This window comes from Microbacterium sp. 1.5R (assembly GCF_001889265.1).
GTDB lineage: Bacteria > Actinomycetota > Actinomycetes > Actinomycetales > Microbacteriaceae > Microbacterium.
In genome coordinates this window covers 3167645-3186753 of the sequence record NZ_CP018151.1, presented here as the reverse complement: position 1 = coordinate 3186753, position 19109 = coordinate 3167645, and the positions used below count along the sequence as shown (strand labels likewise).

Here is a 19109-nt window from a genome sequence, read left to right as displayed (position 1 = left end):
GATGACCGAGACGATGCCTGCCTGGGTGCGTGAGACGTACGGCCCGTCCGACGGAGTGCACCTCGAGCAGATCCCCGTTCCGATCCCGCGTCCGGGCGAGGTGGTGCTGCGCGTCGAGGCGACCGCCCTCAACGCCGGTGATATCCGCCTCATGCTCGGAGACCCCCTGCTCGTGCGTCCGGTCTTCGGCCTGACGCGCCCGAAGCATCCGGTGCGGGGAATGGAGGTGGCCGGCACCGTCGTCGCCGTCGGATCCCAGGAGATCGGCGCCGAGGTCGGCGAGCGCGTGGTGGGCGAGCTCGTCGGAGGAGGGGGACTCGCATCGCATGTCGCTGTGCCCGCGACGCGCCTCGTCCCGATCCCGCCGGATGTGACCTCCGTGACTGCGGCCTGCCTGCCGATCGCCGCAGGCACCGCATGGCAGGCCCTCGACCACGCGGGGATCGGCTTCCGCTCCGTCAAGCACACTGCGGCGGGCCATGTCCCTCGAGTCTTGGTGCTCGGCGCCTCCGGGGGAGTGGGCACCTTCGTGGTGCAGCTCGCGGCGCTGCGTGGTTCCGAGGTCTGGGCGACGTGCGGCGAACGCAACGCGCGCCTCGTCGAGCACCTCGGCGCCGTGCGCACCCTCGACCACCGTCGCTCGCCGCTGACGGAGCTGCCCGCAGCGCACTTCGACGCGGTGATCGACATCGCCGGAGGGATGCCGCTGCGCGACCTGCAGCGCCTCGTGATCTCCGGCGGACGGGTGGTGCTCGTGACGGGTGACGGCGGCCCCGTGCTGGGCCCGATCCCGCGGATGGTGAAGGCGGCGTTCCTGTCGATCGGTTCGAGCCGCCGCATCCGCCCGCTGGCTGCGAGCCCTCGTTCGGAGATCCTGGCGAAGCTGCTCGAGCTCACCGCCGAGGGGCGGATCACACCCGTGATCGAGCGCGAATTCGGATTCGACGAGGCTCGCGCGGCCCTCGCGCACCTCGAGGCCGGTCATACGGTCGGCAAGGTCGTCGTCCGCGGAGCCTGAGCGAGAAGCGCCCGCGCTCTGGCGGCGTCCAGGGGACGGGTGACAGAATGGATGCTGGCGTGCCCGAGTCGCATCTTCCCCGGGCGCCGGCTCTCATCGAGCGGCGCGGGTCGAAGGACCGCCGGGCCCCTGGACAGCGTCCGCCGCATCCGTTCGAGGAGCCCCATGTCTGTCGAAACCACTGCGCCGGCATCCGAGACCGCAGCCCCGGTCCGCACCGCACACCACCGTCACTACCTGATGTGCACGCCGTCGCACTTCACGGTGAACTACTCGATCAACCCGTGGATGGAGCCCTCGAAGCCGACCGACACGGCCAGGGCGGTCGAGCAGTGGCAGAAGCTGCACGACCTGTACCTCGAGCTCGGCCATGAGGTCGAGCTGATCGAGCCTCTCGCCGGGTTCCCCGACATGGTCTACACGGCGAACGGCGGGTTCCTGATCGACGGCCGCGCCTACGTGCCGAAGTTCCGCTTCGTCGAGCGCCAGGGCGAGGCGCCCGCGTTCGCCGACTGGTTCCGCGCCGCGGGCTACGACACCGTGATCCCCGAAGAGGTCAACGAGGGCGAGGGCGACTTCCTGCTCGTCGGCGACGTGATCCTCGCCGGCACGGGGTTCCGCTCGACCGGCGACAGCCACCGCGAGGTCGGCGACGTCTTCGGCCGTGAGGTCGTGTCGCTCAACCTGGTCGACCCGCGCTTCTACCACCTGGACACCGCGATCGCGGTGCTCGACCCCGTGCAGGGCGTAGAGAACGGCGGCCCCGAGCGCGCGAACATCGCGTATCTTCCCGGCGCGTTCGACGACGAGAGCCGGGCGATCCTCGAGGAGCGCTTCCCCGAGGCGATCCTCGTGTCCGACGAGGACGGATCCGTCTTCGGTCTCAACTCCGCGAGCGACGGCTACAACGTGATCATCTCGCCGCGCGCGAAGGGCTTCGAGAAGCAGCTGCGCGAGCGCGGCTACAACCCGATCATGATCGACCTGTCCGAGCTGCTGCTCGGCGGCGGCGGCATCAAATGCTGCACCCTCGAACTGCGCGGTGCGGTGTGACCGCCGTCGACCCGGGCGTGAGCGCCGAGGTGACGGCGGAGCCGCACGTCGCCCACAACTACCACCCGCTGCCGGTCAACATCGCCCGGGGTGAGGGTGCGTGGGTGACGGATGTCGAGGGCAAGCGGTACCTCGATCTGCTCGCCGCCTATTCGGCGGTGAACTTCGGGCACCGGCATCCGGCTCTCGTGGTGGCCCTGACCGAGCAGCTCGGTCGCGTCACCCTCACGAGCCGCGCCTTCATGAGCGATCGGCTCGAGCCGTTCGCCGCCGCGCTGTCGACTCTCGCCGGCAAAGACATGGTGCTGCCGATGAACACCGGCGCCGAAGCGGTCGAGACCGGCATCAAGGTCGCTCGCGCATGGGGGTATCGCGTCAAGGGCATCGCGGACGACCAGGCGCGCATCATCGTCGCGGCCGGCAACTTCCACGGCCGCACCACGACCATCGTCAGCTTCAGCGACGACCCCGAGGCGCGGACGGACTTCGGCCCGTACACGCCGGGATTCGACGTGGTTCCCTATGGGGACGCGGATGCCGTCGCAGCGGCCATCACCGAGAACACCGCCGCCGTGCTGATCGAGCCGATCCAAGGCGAGGGCGGAGTGGTGATCCCCCCGGAGGGATACCTGCGCCGCATCCGCGAGATCTGCGACGAGAAGAACGTGCTGTTCATCGCCGATGAGATCCAGTCGGGTCTCGGCCGGGTCGGCGAGACCTTCGCCTGCGATCGGGAGGGCGTCGTGCCCGACCTGTATCTCCTGGGCAAGGCGCTAGGCGGCGGGATCCTTCCGGTGTCGGCGGTCGTCGGCGACGCGGATGTGCTCGGAGTCATCCGCCCGGGTGAACACGGTTCGACGTTCGGGGGCAACCCGCTCGCCGCGGCCGTCGGCCTGCGGGTCGTCGAGATGCTCGAGTCCGGGGAGTTCCAGGAGCGCGCTCGCGCACTCGGAGCCCACCTCGCCGCCGGCCTCGAGCCGCTGATCGGGCACGGGGTGACCGAGGTGCGCATCGCCGGGCTGTGGGCCGGCGTCGACATCGACCCCGCCAAGGGCACCGGCCGCGAGATCGCGGAGAAGCTCCTCGACCGGGGTGTGCTCGTCAAGGACACCCACGGTCAGACGATCCGCATCGCCCCTCCGCTGGTGATCCGCGCGACCGAACTCGACTGGGCGGTCGAGCAGCTGAAGCTGGTTCTCGGGGCGTGACGCCCTGTCCGCCGGGCGACACGCCCGGCGGACAGCCCGGATTTGCCGGAACCCCGGAACCCACGTAACTTATAACTTGTTCGCCCCACAGGGAAGCGGAGAGGCCGAGAGCCTTACCCCCCTCAAGCGGAGAACCACCTCCACTCGATCAGCTCCTCGGAGCAGATCGCAGACATACTTCTGTCTGACCTGGAGCTTCCACTTCGGAGAAACGGTCGATTTGACAGCGACTCCGGAACGGATAAGCTAGTGAAGTTGCCTCGGCGGCCTTGAGCCCCGAGCTGCAGATCTGGTTCTGAGCCTCACGGCGTGTCGATTTGACAGGCCGAATGGCACAGATAAGATAGAGAAGTTGCCCTTCGGGCCTGGTTGTGATGACTGGGTCGTGGGAGCATCCGATCCTTGAGAACTCAACAGCGTGCACTTGTCAAATGCCAAATAACCTCGATTCAGCTTCGGCTGGATGAGATTCCTTTGGATCAAAGACCAACCTCCTTGTGGGGTTGGCAACGGATAAAGTCAGCAATGATTTGTCTCTTTGGTCAGCATCAAACTCGCTGCGTCACCGTTTTCCCGGTGTCGTATGCATTTCTTTTTTACGGAGAGTTTGATCCTGGCTCAGGATGAACGCTGGCGGCGTGCTTAACACATGCAAGTCGAACGGTGAACACGGAGCTTGCTCTGTGGGATCAGTGGCGAACGGGTGAGTAACACGTGAGCAACCTGCCCCTGACTCTGGGATAAGCGCTGGAAACGGCGTCTAATACTGGATACGAGTAGCGACCGCATGGTCAGTTACTGGAAAGATTTATTGGTTGGGGATGGGCTCGCGGCCTATCAGCTTGTTGGTGAGGTAATGGCTCACCAAGGCGTCGACGGGTAGCCGGCCTGAGAGGGTGACCGGCCACACTGGGACTGAGACACGGCCCAGACTCCTACGGGAGGCAGCAGTGGGGAATATTGCACAATGGGCGCAAGCCTGATGCAGCAACGCCGCGTGAGGGATGACGGCCTTCGGGTTGTAAACCTCTTTTAGCAGGGAAGAAGCGAAAGTGACGGTACCTGCAGAAAAAGCGCCGGCTAACTACGTGCCAGCAGCCGCGGTAATACGTAGGGCGCAAGCGTTATCCGGAATTATTGGGCGTAAAGAGCTCGTAGGCGGTTTGTCGCGTCTGCTGTGAAATCCGGAGGCTCAACCTCCGGCCTGCAGTGGGTACGGGCAGACTAGAGTGCGGTAGGGGAGATTGGAATTCCTGGTGTAGCGGTGGAATGCGCAGATATCAGGAGGAACACCGATGGCGAAGGCAGATCTCTGGGCCGTAACTGACGCTGAGGAGCGAAAGGGTGGGGAGCAAACAGGCTTAGATACCCTGGTAGTCCACCCCGTAAACGTTGGGAACTAGTTGTGGGGTCCATTCCACGGATTCCGTGACGCAGCTAACGCATTAAGTTCCCCGCCTGGGGAGTACGGCCGCAAGGCTAAAACTCAAAGGAATTGACGGGGACCCGCACAAGCGGCGGAGCATGCGGATTAATTCGATGCAACGCGAAGAACCTTACCAAGGCTTGACATATACGAGAACGGGCCAGAAATGGTCAACTCTTTGGACACTCGTAAACAGGTGGTGCATGGTTGTCGTCAGCTCGTGTCGTGAGATGTTGGGTTAAGTCCCGCAACGAGCGCAACCCTCGTTCTATGTTGCCAGCACGTAATGGTGGGAACTCATGGGATACTGCCGGGGTCAACTCGGAGGAAGGTGGGGATGACGTCAAATCATCATGCCCCTTATGTCTTGGGCTTCACGCATGCTACAATGGCCGGTACAAAGGGCTGCAATACCGCGAGGTGGAGCGAATCCCAAAAAGCCGGTCCCAGTTCGGATTGAGGTCTGCAACTCGACCTCATGAAGTCGGAGTCGCTAGTAATCGCAGATCAGCAACGCTGCGGTGAATACGTTCCCGGGTCTTGTACACACCGCCCGTCAAGTCATGAAAGTCGGTAACACCTGAAGCCGGTGGCCTAACCCTTGTGGAGGGAGCCGTCGAAGGTGGGATCGGTAATTAGGACTAAGTCGTAACAAGGTAGCCGTACCGGAAGGTGCGGCTGGATCACCTCCTTTCTAAGGAGCATCTGACTCTTCGGAGTCCAGAACCCAGATCGAAGACGTTCGTTCTTCGCTGGGAGCTCATGGGTGGAACATTTGACATGACATCAGCGCAGCTGAGTCTCGTGAGTACGCTGACCTTCGGGTTGGTTGGAAAGTGGGGCTTCGTGAGCGAGGTGTCTGCACGCTGTTGGGTCCTGAGGGACCGGATGCGATCTTCGGATCGTTTCTGTACCTCTGGGCCTCTTGTTGTTTCCCCTGTGGGGGTGGCGAGAAGGGGTACCGCCCGTACTTTGAGAACTACACAGTGGACGCGAGCATCTTGCAGCCGGCTTCGGTCGGTTGCACAAGATGATCTTAAAGATCATTAGTCAATTTCATGCCAGACCTTCGGGTCTGGTGTCGATTCTGATTCAAACTCATGTGATTTCAAGTCTTTAAGAGCAAACGGTGGATGCCTTGGCATCTGGAGCCGAAGAAGGACGTAGCAATCTGCGATAAGCCTCGGGGAACTGATAAGCAAGTTTTGATCCGAGGGTGTCCGAATGGGGAAACCCCGCTGGGCGGCGTGCCGACCTAGTGACTCCCGCCTGAATATATAGGGCGGGTAGAGGGAACGTGGGGAAGTGAAACATCTCAGTACCCACAGGAAGAGAAAGCAACCGCGATTCCGTTAGTAGTGGCGAGCGAAACCGGAACAGGCTAAACCTAGCGTGTGTGATAGCCGGCAGGCGTTGCACGTTGGGGGTTGTGGGACTTTTCAGTCATCTCTGCCGAGATGGCGGCGTTACACGATGGTATAGACGAACGGTCTTGAAAGGCCGGTCATAGAGGGTGCCAACCCCGTAGTCGAAATGCCAACCGTGGCGCGAAGAGTATCCCAAGTAGCACGGGGCCCGTGAAATCCCGTGTGAATCTGTCAGGACCACCTGATAAGCCTAAATACTCCCAGATGACCGATAGCGGACAAGTACCGTGAGGGAAAGGTGAAAAGTACCCCGGGAGGGGAGTGAAATAGTACCTGAAACCGTTTGCTTACAAACCGTTGGAGCAGCCTTAGTAGCTGTGACAGCGTGCCTTTTGAAGAATGAGCCTGCGAGTTAGCGATATGTGGCGAGGTTAACCCGTTGAGGGGTAGCCGTAGCGAAAGCGAGTCTGAATAGGGCGATTCAGTCGCATGTCCTAGACCCGAAGCGAAGTGATCTATCCATGGCCAGGTTGAAGCGACGGTAAGACGTCGTGGAGGACCGAACCCACTTAGGTTGAAAACTGAGGGGATGAGCTGTGGATAGGGGTGAAAGGCCAATCAAACTTCGTGATAGCTGGTTCTCTCCGAAATGCATTTAGGTGCAGCGTTGCGTGTTTCTTGCCGGAGGTAGAGCTACTGGATGGCCGATGGGCCCTACAAGGTTACTGACGTCAGCCAAACTCCGAATGCCGGTAAGTGAGAGCGCAGCAGTGAGACTGTGGGGGATAAGCTTCATAGTCGAGAGGGAAACAACCCAGACCACCAACTAAGGTCCCAAAGCGCGTGCTAAGTGGGAAAGGATGTGGAGTTGCCTTGACAACCAGGAGGTTGGCTTAGAAGCAGCCACCCTTGAAAGAGTGCGTAATAGCTCACTGGTCAAGTGATTCCGCGCCGACAATGTAACGGGGCTCAAGCACGCCACCGAAGTTGTGGCATTGACATTATTGGTAGGCCTTCGTGGTCCAGCCGTGTTGATGGGTAGGAGAGCGTCGTGTGGCCAGCGAAGCGGCGGTGTAAACCAGCCGTGGAGGCTACACGAGTGAGAATGCAGGCATGAGTAGCGAAAGACGTGTGAGAAACACGTCCTCCGAAAGACCAAGGGTTCCAGGGTCAAGCTAATCTTCCCTGGGTAAGTCGGGACCTAAGGCGAGGCCGACAGGCGTAGTCGATGGACAACGGGTTGATATTCCCGTACCGGCGAAGAACCGCCCAAGCTAATCCAGTAGTGCTAAGTGTCTGAATCCCAGTGACTGATCCCTTCGGGGTGACGCGTTGGGCCTAGCGCACGACCCCATTCTGGTGCGGTTAGCGTATTAACAGGTGTGACGCAGGAAGGTAGTCCAAGCCAGGCGATGGTTGTCCTGGTGCAAGTGCGTAGGCCGAGAGATAGGCAAATCCGTCTCTCACATAGGCTGAGACACGATGCGGATAAAAAGTGGATGATCCTATGCTGCCAAGAAAAGCATCGACGCGAGGTTCTAGCCGCCCGTACCCCAAACCGACTCAGGTGGTCAGGTAGAGAATACCAAGGAGATCGAGAGAATCGTGGTTAAGGAACTCGGCAAAATGCCCCCGTAACTTCGGGAGAAGGGGGGCCTTCGACGTATTAGGACTTGCTCCGAAAGCGTTTGGAGGCCGCAGAGACTAGTGGGTAGCGACTGTTTACTAAAAACACAGGTCCGTGCCAAGTCGCAAGACGATGTATACGGACTGACGCCTGCCCGGTGCTGGAAGGTTAAGAGGACCGGTTAGCCGCAAGGCGAAGCTGAGAATTTAAGCCCCAGTAAACGGCGGTGGTAACTATAACCATCCTAAGGTAGCGAAATTCCTTGTCGGGTAAGTTCCGACCTGCACGAATGGCGTAACGACTTCCCAACTGTCTCAACCGCGAACTCGGCGAAATTGCATTACGAGTAAAGATGCTCGTTACGCGCAGCAGGACGGAAAGACCCCGTGACCTTTACTACAGCTTGGTATTGGTGTTCGGTGTGGCTTGTGTAGGATAGGTGGGAGACTGTGAAGCATGGACGCCAGTTCATGTGGAGTCATTGTTGAAATACCACTCTGGTCACTCTGGATATCTAACTTCGAACCGTAATCCGGTTCAGGGACAGTGCCTGGTGGGTAGTTTAACTGGGGCGGTTGCCTCCCAAAAAGTAACGGAGGCGCCCAAAGGTTCCCTCAACCTGGTTGGCAATCAGGTGTCGAGTGTAAGTGCACAAGGGAGCTTGACTGTGAGACTGACAGGTCGAGCAGGGACGAAAGTCGGGACTAGTGATCCGGCAGTGGCTTGTGGAAGCGCTGTCGCTCAACGGATAAAAGGTACCTCGGGGATAACAGGCTGATCTTGCCCAAGAGTCCATATCGACGGCATGGTTTGGCACCTCGATGTCGGCTCGTCGCATCCTGGGGCTGGAGTAGGTCCCAAGGGTTGGGCTGTTCGCCCATTAAAGCGGTACGCGAGCTGGGTTTAGAACGTCGTGAGACAGTTCGGTCCCTATCCGCTGCGCGCGTAGGAAATTTGAGAGGATCTGACCCTAGTACGAGAGGACCGGGTTGGACGAACCTCTGGTGTGTCAGTTGTTCCGCCAGGAGCACCGCTGATTAGCTACGTTCGGGATGGATAACCGCTGAAAGCATCTAAGCGGGAAGCCGGCCTCAAGATGAGATTTCCATACCTTCGGGTGAGAGGCTCCCAGCCAGACTACTGGGTTGATAGGCCAGATGTGGAAGTGCAGTAATGCATGCAGCTGACTGGTACTAATAAGCCGATGACTTGATAACACACCGTTTGTTGGTGCTACGCGTCCACTGAGTGGTTCTCGATGTACGGTCGAGAACCCTACAGACAACAATGATTTGTCTATAGGTTTGATTGAAACATCAATAGTGTTTCGGCGGCCATAGCGTGAGGGAAACGCCCGGTTTACATTCCGAACCCGGAAGCTAAGCCTCACAGCGCCGATGGTACTGCAGGGGGGACCCTGTGGGAGAGTAGGACACCGCCGGACTTCTTCTAAACAGAAAAGCCACCCAATGTTGGGTGGCTTTTCTGCGTTAACGTGTGCGCAAGCGCAGTCGCTGACTGACCGGGCGCGGCAGAGAATGCGCAGCGTCAACGCTTGAGCCGTGACTCGAGCGCGGACGCCGTCTCGATCACGGCGTCCGCAAGGATACGCTCATCGAGCTCGCCGCCGGCCCAGGTCACAGCGACCGCGGCCACAGGCCAGCCCGCATGATCGCGGACGACGGCGCCGACGCTGCGCAGTCCGTCTGCCACCTCGCTGTCTTCGGTCGCATAGCCGCGTTCACGAACGGTGCGCAGCAGCTCGCGCAGTTCACTCGGCTTCCTGGGGCCGCGTCCCGTACGGTCGGGGAACGCAGACGCGCTCGGATACAGCGCACGCACCTGCTCGCGGGGGAGCGCAGCCAGCATGGCCCGCCCCGAGGCGGTGAGGTGCGCAGGCAAGCGGACGCCGACATCCGTCACGAGAGCCTGCCGTCGGGGAGCGCGCTCCTCGACGATATAGAGCACGTCGCCGCCGCTCATCACCGCCAGGTGGGTGCTCTCGCCGAGACGATCTGAGAGGGCGGCCACAAGAGGCCGCCCGATCCGTGCGAGCGGCTGCTGCCGCGCGTATCCGCCGGCGAGTTCGAATGCCGAGGTGCCGAGGCCCCAGCGCCGGTCTTCCTTCATATGCAGCACGAACCCGTGCGCAGCGAGGGTCGTGAGCAGGTGATAAACGGTCGACCGGGGCAGCTCGAGTTCGCGGGCGATCGCCGAGGCGGCGACGGGCGCGGGGCGCCCGGCCAGATAACTCAGGATCCGCAGCGTGTTGTGGGCGGCGGGCACCTGCGCGGCGGCCACTTCATTGTCTGGGATCACAGACACAGGATGTCACGATCACCTGCCACGCGCGACCCGTCGGGTGTGGAATCGAGACATGACCGATCTTCCCGCCGTCCTCATCGGCGATGCACCCCTGAGCCCCGCCGACGTCGTCGCGGTGGCGCGCTATGGCGCGAGCGTCACGATCAGCTCCGCCGCTCTCGACCGGGTCGCCGAGACGCGGCGCGTGATCGACGGACTCGCGGCAGATCCGCACCCGCACTACGGCGTCTCGACGGGTTTCGGCGCGCTCGCGACGACGTTCATCGCCCCCGACCGCCGCCTTCAGCTGCAGGCGAGCCTCATCCGCTCGCACGCGGCCGGCACCGGCGCGGAGGTCGAACGCGAGGTCGTCCGCGGCCTGCAGCTACTGCGCCTTCAGACGCTCTCCTCCGGCCGGACGGGTGTTCGCCCCGTCGTGGTCGAGACCTACGCTGCTCTGCTGAACGCGGGCATCACCCCGATCGTGCGCGAATACGGATCGCTGGGGTGTTCCGGCGACCTCGCCCCGCTCGCGCACATCGCGCTCGCGGCGATGGGAGAGGGCGATGTCCGTGACGCCGAGGGGACGCTCATCCCGGCATCCGATGCTCTGGCCGCCGCCGGCGTCGAGCCTCTCACTCTCGTCGAGAAAGAGGGCCTCGCGCTCATCAACGGCACCGACGGCATGCTCGGCATGCTCGTGCTGGCGCTGCACGACCTCGAGACGCTGCTCGTGACGGCCGACATGGCGGCGGCGATGTCGGTCGAGTCGCAGCTCGGCACGGATGCCGTCTTCGCGGCCGACCTCATGGCGCTGCGACCGCAGTCCGGCCAGGCCGAGTCGGCGGCGAACCTGCGGGCCTTCCTGCACGATTCGCCGATCGTGCACAGCCACAAGGGACCGGAGGACGGACGCGTGCAGGACGCATACTCCCTGCGTTGTTCGCCGCAGGTCCACGGCACCGCGCGCGACACGATGGGCTACGCATCGACCATCGCCGAGCGCGAGCTCGCCAGCGTCATCGACAACCCGGTGATCACGGTCGATGGGCGCATCGAGTCGAACGGCAACTTCCACGGTGCACCGGTCGCAGCGGTGCTGGACTTCCTGGCCATCTCGGTCGCCGACGTGGCCTCCATCTCCGAGCGCCGCACCGACCGCGCGCTCGATCCGGCGCGTAACCACGGGCTGCCTCCCTTCCTCGCCGACGAGGTCGGTGTCGACTCGGGGCTGATGATCGCGCAGTACGCGGCGGCCGGAATCGTCTCGGAGCTCAAGCGGCTCGCCGTCCCGGCATCCGTCGATTCCATCCCGTCCTCGGCGATGCAGGAGGACCACGTGTCGATGGGGTGGGCTGCTGCTCGCAAGCTGCGCCGCGCGATCGACGGACTCGGCCGTGTCCTCGCGATCGAGGTGCTCACCGGTGCCCGGGCGCTGGATCTGCGCGCTCCGCTGCAGGCCGGCCCTGCGACCGGAGCGGTGCGCGACCTGGTGCGCACGGTCGCCGCGGGCCCCGGACCCGACCGATTCCTCTCACCCGACATGGAGGCCGTGACCGCACTCGTGCAGTCCGGCGCCGTCGCCCGCATCGCAAAGGAGCACGCGAATGACTGACATCACGACGGATACGACTCCGACCGCCGGGCCGCGCACGGTTCGCGCCGCCCGTGGCAACCAGCGCACCGCCAAGAGCTGGGGTGCGGAGGCGGCGAAGCGGATGCTGATGAACAACCTCGACGCCGAGGTCGCCGAGCACCCCGAAGACCTCGTCGTCTACGGGGGCACGGGCAAGGCGGCGCGCAGCTGGGAGGCGTACGACGCGATCGTCCGCACGCTCGATGAGCTCGAGCCGGACGAGACGCTGCTCGTGCAGTCGGGCAAGCCGGTCGGCGTCTTCCGCACGCACGAGTGGGCGCCGCGCGTGCTGATCGCCAACTCGAACCTCGTGGGCGACTGGGCCAACTGGCCCGAGTTCCGCAAGCTCGAAGAGCTCGGTCTGATCATGTACGGCCAGATGACCGCGGGGTCGTGGATCTACATCGGCACCCAGGGCATTCTGCAGGGCACGTACGAGACGTTCTCCGCGGTCGCCCGCTCGCTGGGCAAGGACTCGCTCAAGGGAACGCTGACGCTGACCGGCGGTGCGGGTGGCATGGGCGGCGCTCAGCCGCTCGCGGTGACCCTCAACGACGGCGCCGTGCTGATCGTCGACGTCGACGAATCGCGTCTCGCCCGTCGTGTGCAGCACGGCTACCTCGACGAGTACACCACCGATCTCGATGCGGCGATCGCGCGGGTCGTCGCGGCGAAGGATGCGGGCGAAGCGCTCTCGGTGGGCGTGGTCGGCAACGCGGCCGAGGTCTTCCCCGAGCTGCTGCGTCGCGGGGTGCCGATCGACATCGTCACCGATCAGACCAGCGCGCACGACCCGCTCGCCTACCTGCCGGTCGGCATGGCCGTCGCCGACTGGAAGTCCGAGGCCGAGCGGGATGCGGAGGAGTTCACCCGCCGCTCGCGCGAGTCGATGGCTCAGCATGTCGCGGCCATGGTCGCGTTCCAGGATGCCGGGGCCGCGGTCTTCGACTACGGCAACTCGATCCGGGCCGAGGCGCAGCTCGGCGGATTCGATCGCGCCTTCGAGTTCCCGGGCTTCGTGCCGGCGTACATCCGCCCGCAGTTCGAAGAGGGTCGCGGACCCTTCCGCTGGGCGGCGCTCTCGGGCGACCCCGAGGACATCTACAAGACCGACCGTGCGATCGCCGAGCTGTTCCCCGAAGACAAGGCTCTCCACCGCTGGCTCGAGAAGGCCGGCGAGAAGGTGCACTTCGAGGGCCTGCCCGCGCGCATCTGCTGGCTCGGATACAAGGAGCGCCACCTCGCCGGCCTCAAGTTCAACGAGATGGTGGCCTCGGGGGAGCTGGCCGCGCCGATCGTGATCGGCCGCGACCACCTCGACTCCGGCTCCGTGGCGTCGCCGTATCGTGAGACGGAGGCCATGAAGGACGGCTCGGATGCGATCGCCGACTGGCCCCTGCTGAACGCGCTGCTCAACACGGCATCCGGTGCATCGTGGGTGTCGCTGCACCATGGCGGCGGAGTCGGCATCGGGCGCTCGATCCATGCAGGGCAGGTGACCGTCGCCGACGGATCGGCGCTCGCCGCCGAGAAGCTCGAACGCGTGCTCACCAACGATCCGGGCACCGGCGTCATGCGCCATGTCGACGCCGGATACGAGCACGCTCGGGACATCGCCCGTGAGCGTGGACTCAAGGTGCCGATGCTGTGAGCACCTCGCTGATCACGAACATCGCCGAGCTGACGACCAACGTCGCCTCGCCCGACGGCGACCGCTTCGGCACGCTCGTCGACGCGGCAGTGCTCATCGACGGCGAGCGGATCGCATGGGTCGGGTCCGCCGCGGATGCGCCAGAGGCCGACGTCGTCCTCGACGCGGCGGGTCGCGCCGTCATCCCCGGTTTCGTCGACAGCCACAGCCACCTGGTCTTCGGAGGCGACCGCGCCGCGGAGTTCGAGGCCCGGATGGCAGGGCAGCGATACGCCGCCGGCGGCATCCGCTCGACCGTGGTCGCGACACGAGCGGCGAGCGACGACGAGCTGCGCGCGCGTCTGCGGGGATTCGTCGACGAGATGCTCGCCCAGGGCACCACGACGGTCGAGATCAAGAGCGGCTATGGCCTGAGCGTGCGAGACGAGGAGCGCCTGGTGCGCCTCGCGGCGGAAGTCACGCCCGAGGTCACCTTCCTCGGAGCGCACGTGGTGCCGGTGGAGTACGCCGACCGCGCGGACGAGTACGTCGACCTGGTGACAGGGCCGATGCTCGACGCGTGCGCTCCGCATGCCAAGTGGATCGACGTGTTCTGTGAGACGGGTGCGTTCTCGGTCGAGCAGTCGCGAAGCGTGCTCGAGGCGGGCATCGCACAGGGGCTCGTTCCCCGAGTGCACGCGAGTCAGCTCGGCCCGGGTGAGGGAGTACGCCTCGCCGTCGACCTCGGCGCGGCATCCGTCGACCACGGCACCTACCTGACCGACTCCGACATCGAGGCGCTGGCAGCATCCGACACGGTGCTCACGCTGCTCCCCGGGGTGGAGTTCTCGACGCGCCAGCCGTATCCCGACGCGCGACGACTCATCGACGCGGGCGTGACCGTGGCGATCGCCTGCGACACGAATCCGGGATCGAGCTTCACGTCGTCGATGCCGTTCTGCATCGCGCTCGCGGTGCGCGACATGGGCCTGACCCCCGCCGAGGCGGTGTGGGCGGCGACCGCCGGGGGCGCTCTGGCGCTGCGCCGCGACGATGTCGGCGTGATCACGCCGGGCGCGCGGGCGGACCTCGTGCTGCTGTCGGCGCCGACCCGCATCCATCTCGCCTACCGACCCGGAGTCCCGCTCGTCGAGCGGGTGTGGAAGGACGGCGTCGGGGTCTTCGCAGCATCCGGAACGGTAGAGGGGACGAACCATGGCACTGTCGCACGATGAGCTCTGGCCGCGCGCGGGCTCCTGGCCCGGGTTCGAGACAGGGGATGACGCGGATGCCGTGCTGCTCGGCGTGCCGACCTGGCGCACCTCGCTGTCACCGACCGGAGCGCACGCGACGCCCGCCGCGATCCGCGAGGCGCTCACCCGGTACAGCGCGACGCTCATGGGGCCGCCCGTGGTCGATCTCGGGGCGGCACTCCGCGTGCTCGATGCCGGGGACGTCGACGAGCCGGACGGCGAGGACGGCATCGCGACCACCGTCCGGCGCGTGCGCGAGCTCGCTGACGCCACCCGTCTCGTCATCGCACTCGGGGGCGACAACGCCCTGACCTATCCGGTCGCGCGCGGTGCCGGGGCCACCGGACTCATCACCATCGACGCGCACTTCGATCTGCGTGACGGCATCTCGAACGGATCGCCCGTCCGTCGGCTGATCGAAGACGCGCCCGACGGCGAGAGGATCGACCCGACGAGGATCGTCCAGATCGGCATCGCGGACTTCGCGAACTCCGCCGCCTACGCGGCGCGTGCTGCCGGGTGGGGAATCCGCGTGATCACCCTCGACGAGGTTCGCCGCCGGGGCATCGAGGACGTCGTCGCGGAGGCGACGCGCATCGCCGGAGCGGGTGCCGCCGCCCGCATCCACCTCGACGTCGATGTCGACGCGGCCGACCGTTCCGCGGCGCCGGGCTGCCCGGCATCCGTTCCCGGCGGCTTCGCCGCGTGGGAGCTGCGCCACCTCGTGCGCGCGATCGTCGGCGACCCGCGTGTGGTCAGCGCCGACATCGCCGAGGTCGATGCGACCGCTGACACCGACGACCTGCGCACGGTGAGGCTCGCCGCGCTGTGCGTGCTCGAGATGCTCGCGGCGCTCGCGTCCCGCTGACACGGCGTCGGGAGAGCGCCACTCAGTTCAGCGCCGACGTCAGCCGGAACAGGCCGTCGAGGAAGGTCGACTTCGCAGGCTCGCGCAGCCATTCGTCGAGTGTCAGCTCCCGCCCGGCGGCGCGGTACTTCTGCTCGACCTGGCGCATCTGCGCGACGAAGGACCCGCCCCGCACCAGCAGCGACATCTCGGAGTTGAGGCTGAAGGAGCGGATGTCCATGTTGCTCGAGCCGATCACGGCGATGTCGTCGTCGATCGAGAAGTGCTTGGCGTGCAGGATGTACGGCGCGGGGTAGAGGAAGATGCGCACTCCGGCTCGCAGCAGCGTCTCGTAGTACGACCGCTGTGCGTGATAGACCATCGCCTGGTCGCCGAGCTCCGATACGAACAGCTGCACGTCGAGTCCGCGCTGGCATGCCGTGGTGATGGCATAGATCATCGCCTCGTCGGGGACGAAGTACGGGCTCGTCAGGATGACCTTCTCGGTCGCGCCGTGGATGAGCGAGAGGAACATCCGCAGGTTGTTCTCGGTGCCGTATGCCGGCCCGCTCGGCACCATCTGGCAGTGCAGATCGGCGGGTGGAGGTGCGGGAACGGCGGTGGCCGGTACGCGTTCGACCGCGGACAGGTCCTCGCCGGTCTCGATGAGCCAGTCCGACAGGAACACCGCATCGACCTGGGCGACGACCGGTCCGTCGACGCGGGACACCAGCTCCTGCCACATGAGGCCGCGTCTGATGTTCTTCTCCGAGTTGTAGTCGCGGGAGATGAGATTCTGCGAGCCGATGAAACCGACGTGGCCGTCGACGACGACGAGTTTGCGGTGGTTGCGCAGATCGGGGCGCTGGTACTCGCCCTTGAGCGGGCGAACCGGCAGCATCCATGCCCACGTCACGCCGACCCGGTCGAGCTCCGCGAAGGTCTCCTCCGACTTCGGGATCTTGCGCGAGGCGATGTAGTCGGCCAGCAGGCACACCGTCACCCCGCGGGCGACGGCCCTCTCCATCGCGTCGAAGAAGCCCCGGGTCGTCTCGTCGCGCGCCGCGATGTAGAACTCCACGTGCACGTATCGCTCGGCGGAGTCGATGGCTGCGGCCATCGCGTCGATCGATGCCTGGTAGTCGTCGATCAGCTGCGCCGACGAGGCACCGACCATCGGCAGGCCGGTGAGGGCGTGATTCTGCTGCGCGACACGCTGCAGCCACCGCGGAGCCTCGGCATCCGGAACGTCGAGGGCGCGCTCGGCGATCATCGCCGTGATGCGCTGCTGCTCGTCACGGCGCTTCTTCGGCAGCCGGAAGTCTCCGATGAGCAGGTAGAGCGCGATGCCGATGAAAGGAAGCAGGAACACGAGCAGCAGCCACGCCATCGCCGCGGTGGGCTTGCGATCGCGCGGGATGTAGATCAGCGCGAGCACGTTGATGCAGAACGCCGCGATCGCGAGCACCGACCAGACCAGGTTCGCGGAGAGCAGCGAGTCCATGACTCCTCCTTCGAGGGATGCCGGCATGCCAGAGGGGTTCCCCGTGCGACCTGCGCGAGTGAGGTGCACGCTAGCAGTGGCGCGGCCGCCCCTCCACAGGCCCTCACCCGGAGGGTGCGATGCCGTCCGCGCTGCTCAGACCCCGGGGATCAGCAGGTGCGCGATCGTGAAGATCGCCAGGCCCGCGAGCGCGCCGACGAACGTGCCGTTCAGACGGATGTACTGCAGGTCGCGGCCGACCATGAGCTCGATCTTCTCGGTCGTCTCGACCGGGTCCCACCGCTCGACGGTGTCGGTGATGATCGACGCGATGTCGTGGCGGTAGCGGTCGACGAGGAACACCGCGGCATCCGACACCCACGTGTCGACGCGGTGCTGCAGCGCGGCATCCGTCGTGAGCCTGTCGCCGATCTCCTGCAGAGCCTGCGCCGCGCGCACACGCAGACCGCTCTCGGGGTCGGCGAGGGCGGTGAGCAGTCCGTTCTTCGCCGTGTCCCAGGCCTCGGCGGCGAGGGCGCCCACGCGGGGGCTGTCGAACAGCGATGCCTTGGCGTTCTCGAGCTTGGCCCTCGTCGCGGGGTCGTTCTGCAGGCTGTCGGCGAGGCGGGCGAGGTAGCCGTCGACGGCGATGCGTGCCGGATGCTTCGGGTCGGCCTGCACGGCGCGGACGAACTTGACCGCCTCGTTGTAGGCGGTGTCGTCGACGAATCGGTGGGCGAGCTTCGGCACCCACCCGGGGAGCCTGCGCGAGATGAGTCCCGAGAACGACTCGGCGTTCGCATCCAGCCAGCGGCCGATGCTGTCGGCGGCGAGGTCGACCGCCCCGTGATGCGCATCGGCCTCGACGATCTTCTCGAGCCAGGCGCCGGCGGGCGGTCCCCACTCGGGAGAGACGAGGTGCTCGCGGGCGAGGTCGGTGATGAGGTCGCGCACGTCGTCGTCGCTGAGAGCGTTCAGGACGGCGGTCGCGATCGTCGCCCCCTCGGCCGCCACGCGTTCGGCGTGGGCGGGCTCACGCAGCCATTCACCGGCGCGCTTCGCGATCGCCGTGCTCGCGAGCTTGGTGCGCACGACGCTCGCCTCGAGGAAGTTCGTCTCGACGAACTCGCCCAGCGTGCGGCCGATCTCGTCTTTGCGGTTCGGGATGATCGCGGTGTGCGGAATGGGCAGCCCCAGCGGCCGACGGAAGAGCGCGGTCACGGCGAACCAGTCGGCGAGAGCACCCACCATGCCGCCCTCGGCGGCGGCGCGGACGTAGGCCAACCACGGCTGACGCTCCTGGAAGGCGAACGCGATCACGAACACGACCGCCATGAAGATCAGCGCTCCGAGAGCCACCGCCTTCATGCGGCGAAGAGCGCGAAGTCGTACCTGGTCTGCGGGCGACAGAAGCGCCATCGGGGTTCGCGGCATGACGTCATCCTTTCACGGGGAGTCCTCGCTGAGGTCGGCTTGCAGCGTCCGGTCCGTTCGCCCTTCACCGAGTCCACGCTGTGTAGTACTCTCACTACAGTTCGAAACGGGGTCCATCGTGTTCACCATGACCGCTCGAGAGTTCAACCAGTCCGTCGCGCGCGCTCAGCGCGTCGCCGACGGGCAGCCCGTGATGATCACGAGACGTGGCGAGCCCGCCTACGTACTGCTGAGCATCGGAGAGTACGAACGCCTCCGGCCCGCCGCTCTGACGGAGGACACGCGATCCTTCCTGGACGTCGTCCGGCCCCTCCCTGAGGGGGCGGATCCCGATGACGTCTTCGGTCAGATCATGGACGAGATCGCCGCCGACAGATCGCGTGACTTCGGACGAGAGATCGACCTGTGACACCGTTCCTGGTCGACACGAAGGTGATCTCGGAGATCCGTCGGCCCAGGCCCGACCTCGGCGTGGCGCGGTGGTTCGGCGCGACGGCTCGGGAGTCCATTCACATCAGCGTGATCACCGGGCTCGAACTCGAGCGCGGCGTCCTCCTGGCGCGGAGACGGGATGCCGTCGCCGCCGCGTCTCTGGAACGGTGGCTGGATTCGGTCAGAAGCGGACTGGTGCACCCCGCTCTCGAGGTGACGCAGGCGATCGCTCAGATCACCGCAGCCATCCAAGTGCCGAACCGGCGTCCGCTCGGCGACTCGCTCATCGCGGCCACCGCGCTGCACCACGGACTGACGCTGGTCACCCGCAACGAGAGAGACTTCGACATCCCGGGACTCGCTGTCCTCAACCCGTTCTCGGGCTGACCGA

At 65.1% G+C, this 19109-nt stretch carries 12 protein-coding genes and 3 rRNA genes; 12 read left to right on the top strand and 3 right to left on the bottom strand.

What is annotated here, in order from left to right; genetic code table 11:
• The first annotated feature begins 1 nt into the window (after nucleotide 1).
• The 6 genes from BMW26_RS15255 to rrf all read left to right on the top strand — a co-directional run bounded on the left by BMW26_RS15255 (nucleotide 2) and on the right by rrf (nucleotide 9143).
• Nucleotides 2-1018 (top strand): NAD(P)-dependent alcohol dehydrogenase, encoded by a 1017-nt coding sequence (locus tag BMW26_RS15255; RefSeq protein ID WP_072591945.1) that lies wholly within the window; start codon nucleotides 2-4, stop codon nucleotides 1016-1018.
• A 165-nt stretch (nucleotides 1019-1183) separates the two neighbouring features.
• The gene (gene ddaH / locus BMW26_RS15250) at nucleotides 1184-2071 is read left to right on the top strand and encodes a dimethylargininase (RefSeq protein WP_053097827.1); all 888 of its coding nucleotides are present in this window, start codon (nucleotides 1184-1186) and stop codon (nucleotides 2069-2071) included.
• A complete protein-coding gene (rocD, locus tag BMW26_RS15245; protein WP_072591944.1) occupies nucleotides 2068-3279 on the top strand; it encodes an ornithine--oxo-acid transaminase in 1212 nt (403 codons plus the stop codon). The genes ddaH and rocD overlap by 4 nt, the downstream gene beginning before the upstream one ends.
• A 595-nt stretch (nucleotides 3280-3874) precedes the next feature.
• A 16S ribosomal RNA gene (locus BMW26_RS15240) occupies nucleotides 3875-5399 on the top strand.
• A gap of 412 nt (nucleotides 5400-5811) precedes the next feature.
• Nucleotides 5812-8916: ribosomal RNA gene (locus tag BMW26_RS15235) — 23S ribosomal RNA — on the top strand.
• Nucleotides 8917-9025: 109 nt separating this feature from the next.
• Nucleotides 9026-9143: ribosomal RNA gene (rrf, locus tag BMW26_RS15230) — 5S ribosomal RNA — on the top strand.
• Together the 16S, 23S and 5S rRNA genes form the textbook arrangement of a ribosomal RNA operon.
• 104 nt (nucleotides 9144-9247) lie before the next feature.
• Here the strand turns inward: rrf and BMW26_RS15225 are convergent.
• On the bottom strand, nucleotides 9248-10024 hold the full coding sequence (locus BMW26_RS15225; protein ID WP_442922970.1) for an IclR family transcriptional regulator: 777 nt from the start codon (nucleotides 10022-10024) through the stop codon (nucleotides 9248-9250).
• A 52-nt stretch (nucleotides 10025-10076) separates the two neighbouring features.
• On the opposite strand from BMW26_RS15225, the gene hutH reads away from it, so the two are divergent.
• Genes hutH through BMW26_RS15205 form a run of 4 tightly spaced genes read left to right on the top strand, consistent with a single transcriptional unit; the run spans nucleotide 10077 to nucleotide 15390 of the window.
• Nucleotides 10077-11618, top strand: coding sequence for a histidine ammonia-lyase (hutH, locus tag BMW26_RS15220; RefSeq protein WP_072591942.1), 1542 nt, complete (start codon nucleotides 10077-10079; stop codon nucleotides 11616-11618).
• Nucleotides 11611-13290: a urocanate hydratase gene (gene hutU / locus BMW26_RS15215; RefSeq protein WP_072591941.1), complete on the top strand. Its 1680-nt coding sequence runs from the start codon at nucleotides 11611-11613 to the stop codon at nucleotides 13288-13290. The genes hutH and hutU overlap by 8 nt, the downstream gene beginning before the upstream one ends.
• Nucleotides 13287-14504, top strand: a complete 1218-nt coding sequence (gene hutI / locus BMW26_RS15210) for an imidazolonepropionase (RefSeq protein WP_072591940.1) — start codon at nucleotides 13287-13289, stop codon at nucleotides 14502-14504. The genes hutU and hutI overlap by 4 nt, the downstream gene beginning before the upstream one ends.
• A complete protein-coding gene (locus tag BMW26_RS15205; protein WP_053097818.1) occupies nucleotides 14485-15390 on the top strand; it encodes an arginase family protein in 906 nt (301 codons plus the stop codon). The genes hutI and BMW26_RS15205 overlap by 20 nt, the downstream gene beginning before the upstream one ends.
• A gap of 22 nt (nucleotides 15391-15412) precedes the next feature.
• On the opposite strand, the gene cls is transcribed toward BMW26_RS15205, so the two are convergent.
• Together cls and BMW26_RS15195 are read right to left on the bottom strand one after the other, a co-directional pair.
• On the bottom strand, nucleotides 15413-16873 hold the full coding sequence (gene cls, locus BMW26_RS15200) for a cardiolipin synthase (RefSeq protein ID WP_072591939.1): 1461 nt from the start codon (nucleotides 16871-16873) through the stop codon (nucleotides 15413-15415).
• Between the two features lie 135 nt (nucleotides 16874-17008).
• Nucleotides 17009-18286, bottom strand: coding sequence for a DUF445 domain-containing protein (locus BMW26_RS15195; protein WP_053097814.1), 1278 nt, complete (start codon nucleotides 18284-18286; stop codon nucleotides 17009-17011).
• A gap of 127 nt (nucleotides 18287-18413) precedes the next feature.
• Between BMW26_RS15195 and BMW26_RS15190 the strand changes: the two genes are divergently transcribed.
• Both BMW26_RS15190 and BMW26_RS15185 read left to right on the top strand, forming a co-directional pair.
• Nucleotides 18414-18695: a type II toxin-antitoxin system prevent-host-death family antitoxin gene (locus BMW26_RS15190; protein ID WP_053099257.1), complete on the top strand. Its 282-nt coding sequence runs from the start codon at nucleotides 18414-18416 to the stop codon at nucleotides 18693-18695.
• A complete protein-coding gene (locus tag BMW26_RS15185) occupies nucleotides 18692-19105 on the top strand; it encodes a type II toxin-antitoxin system VapC family toxin (RefSeq protein WP_053097812.1) in 414 nt (137 codons plus the stop codon). Before BMW26_RS15190 ends, BMW26_RS15185 begins: the two co-directional genes overlap by 4 nt.
• Nucleotides 19106-19109: the final 4 nt, after the last annotated feature.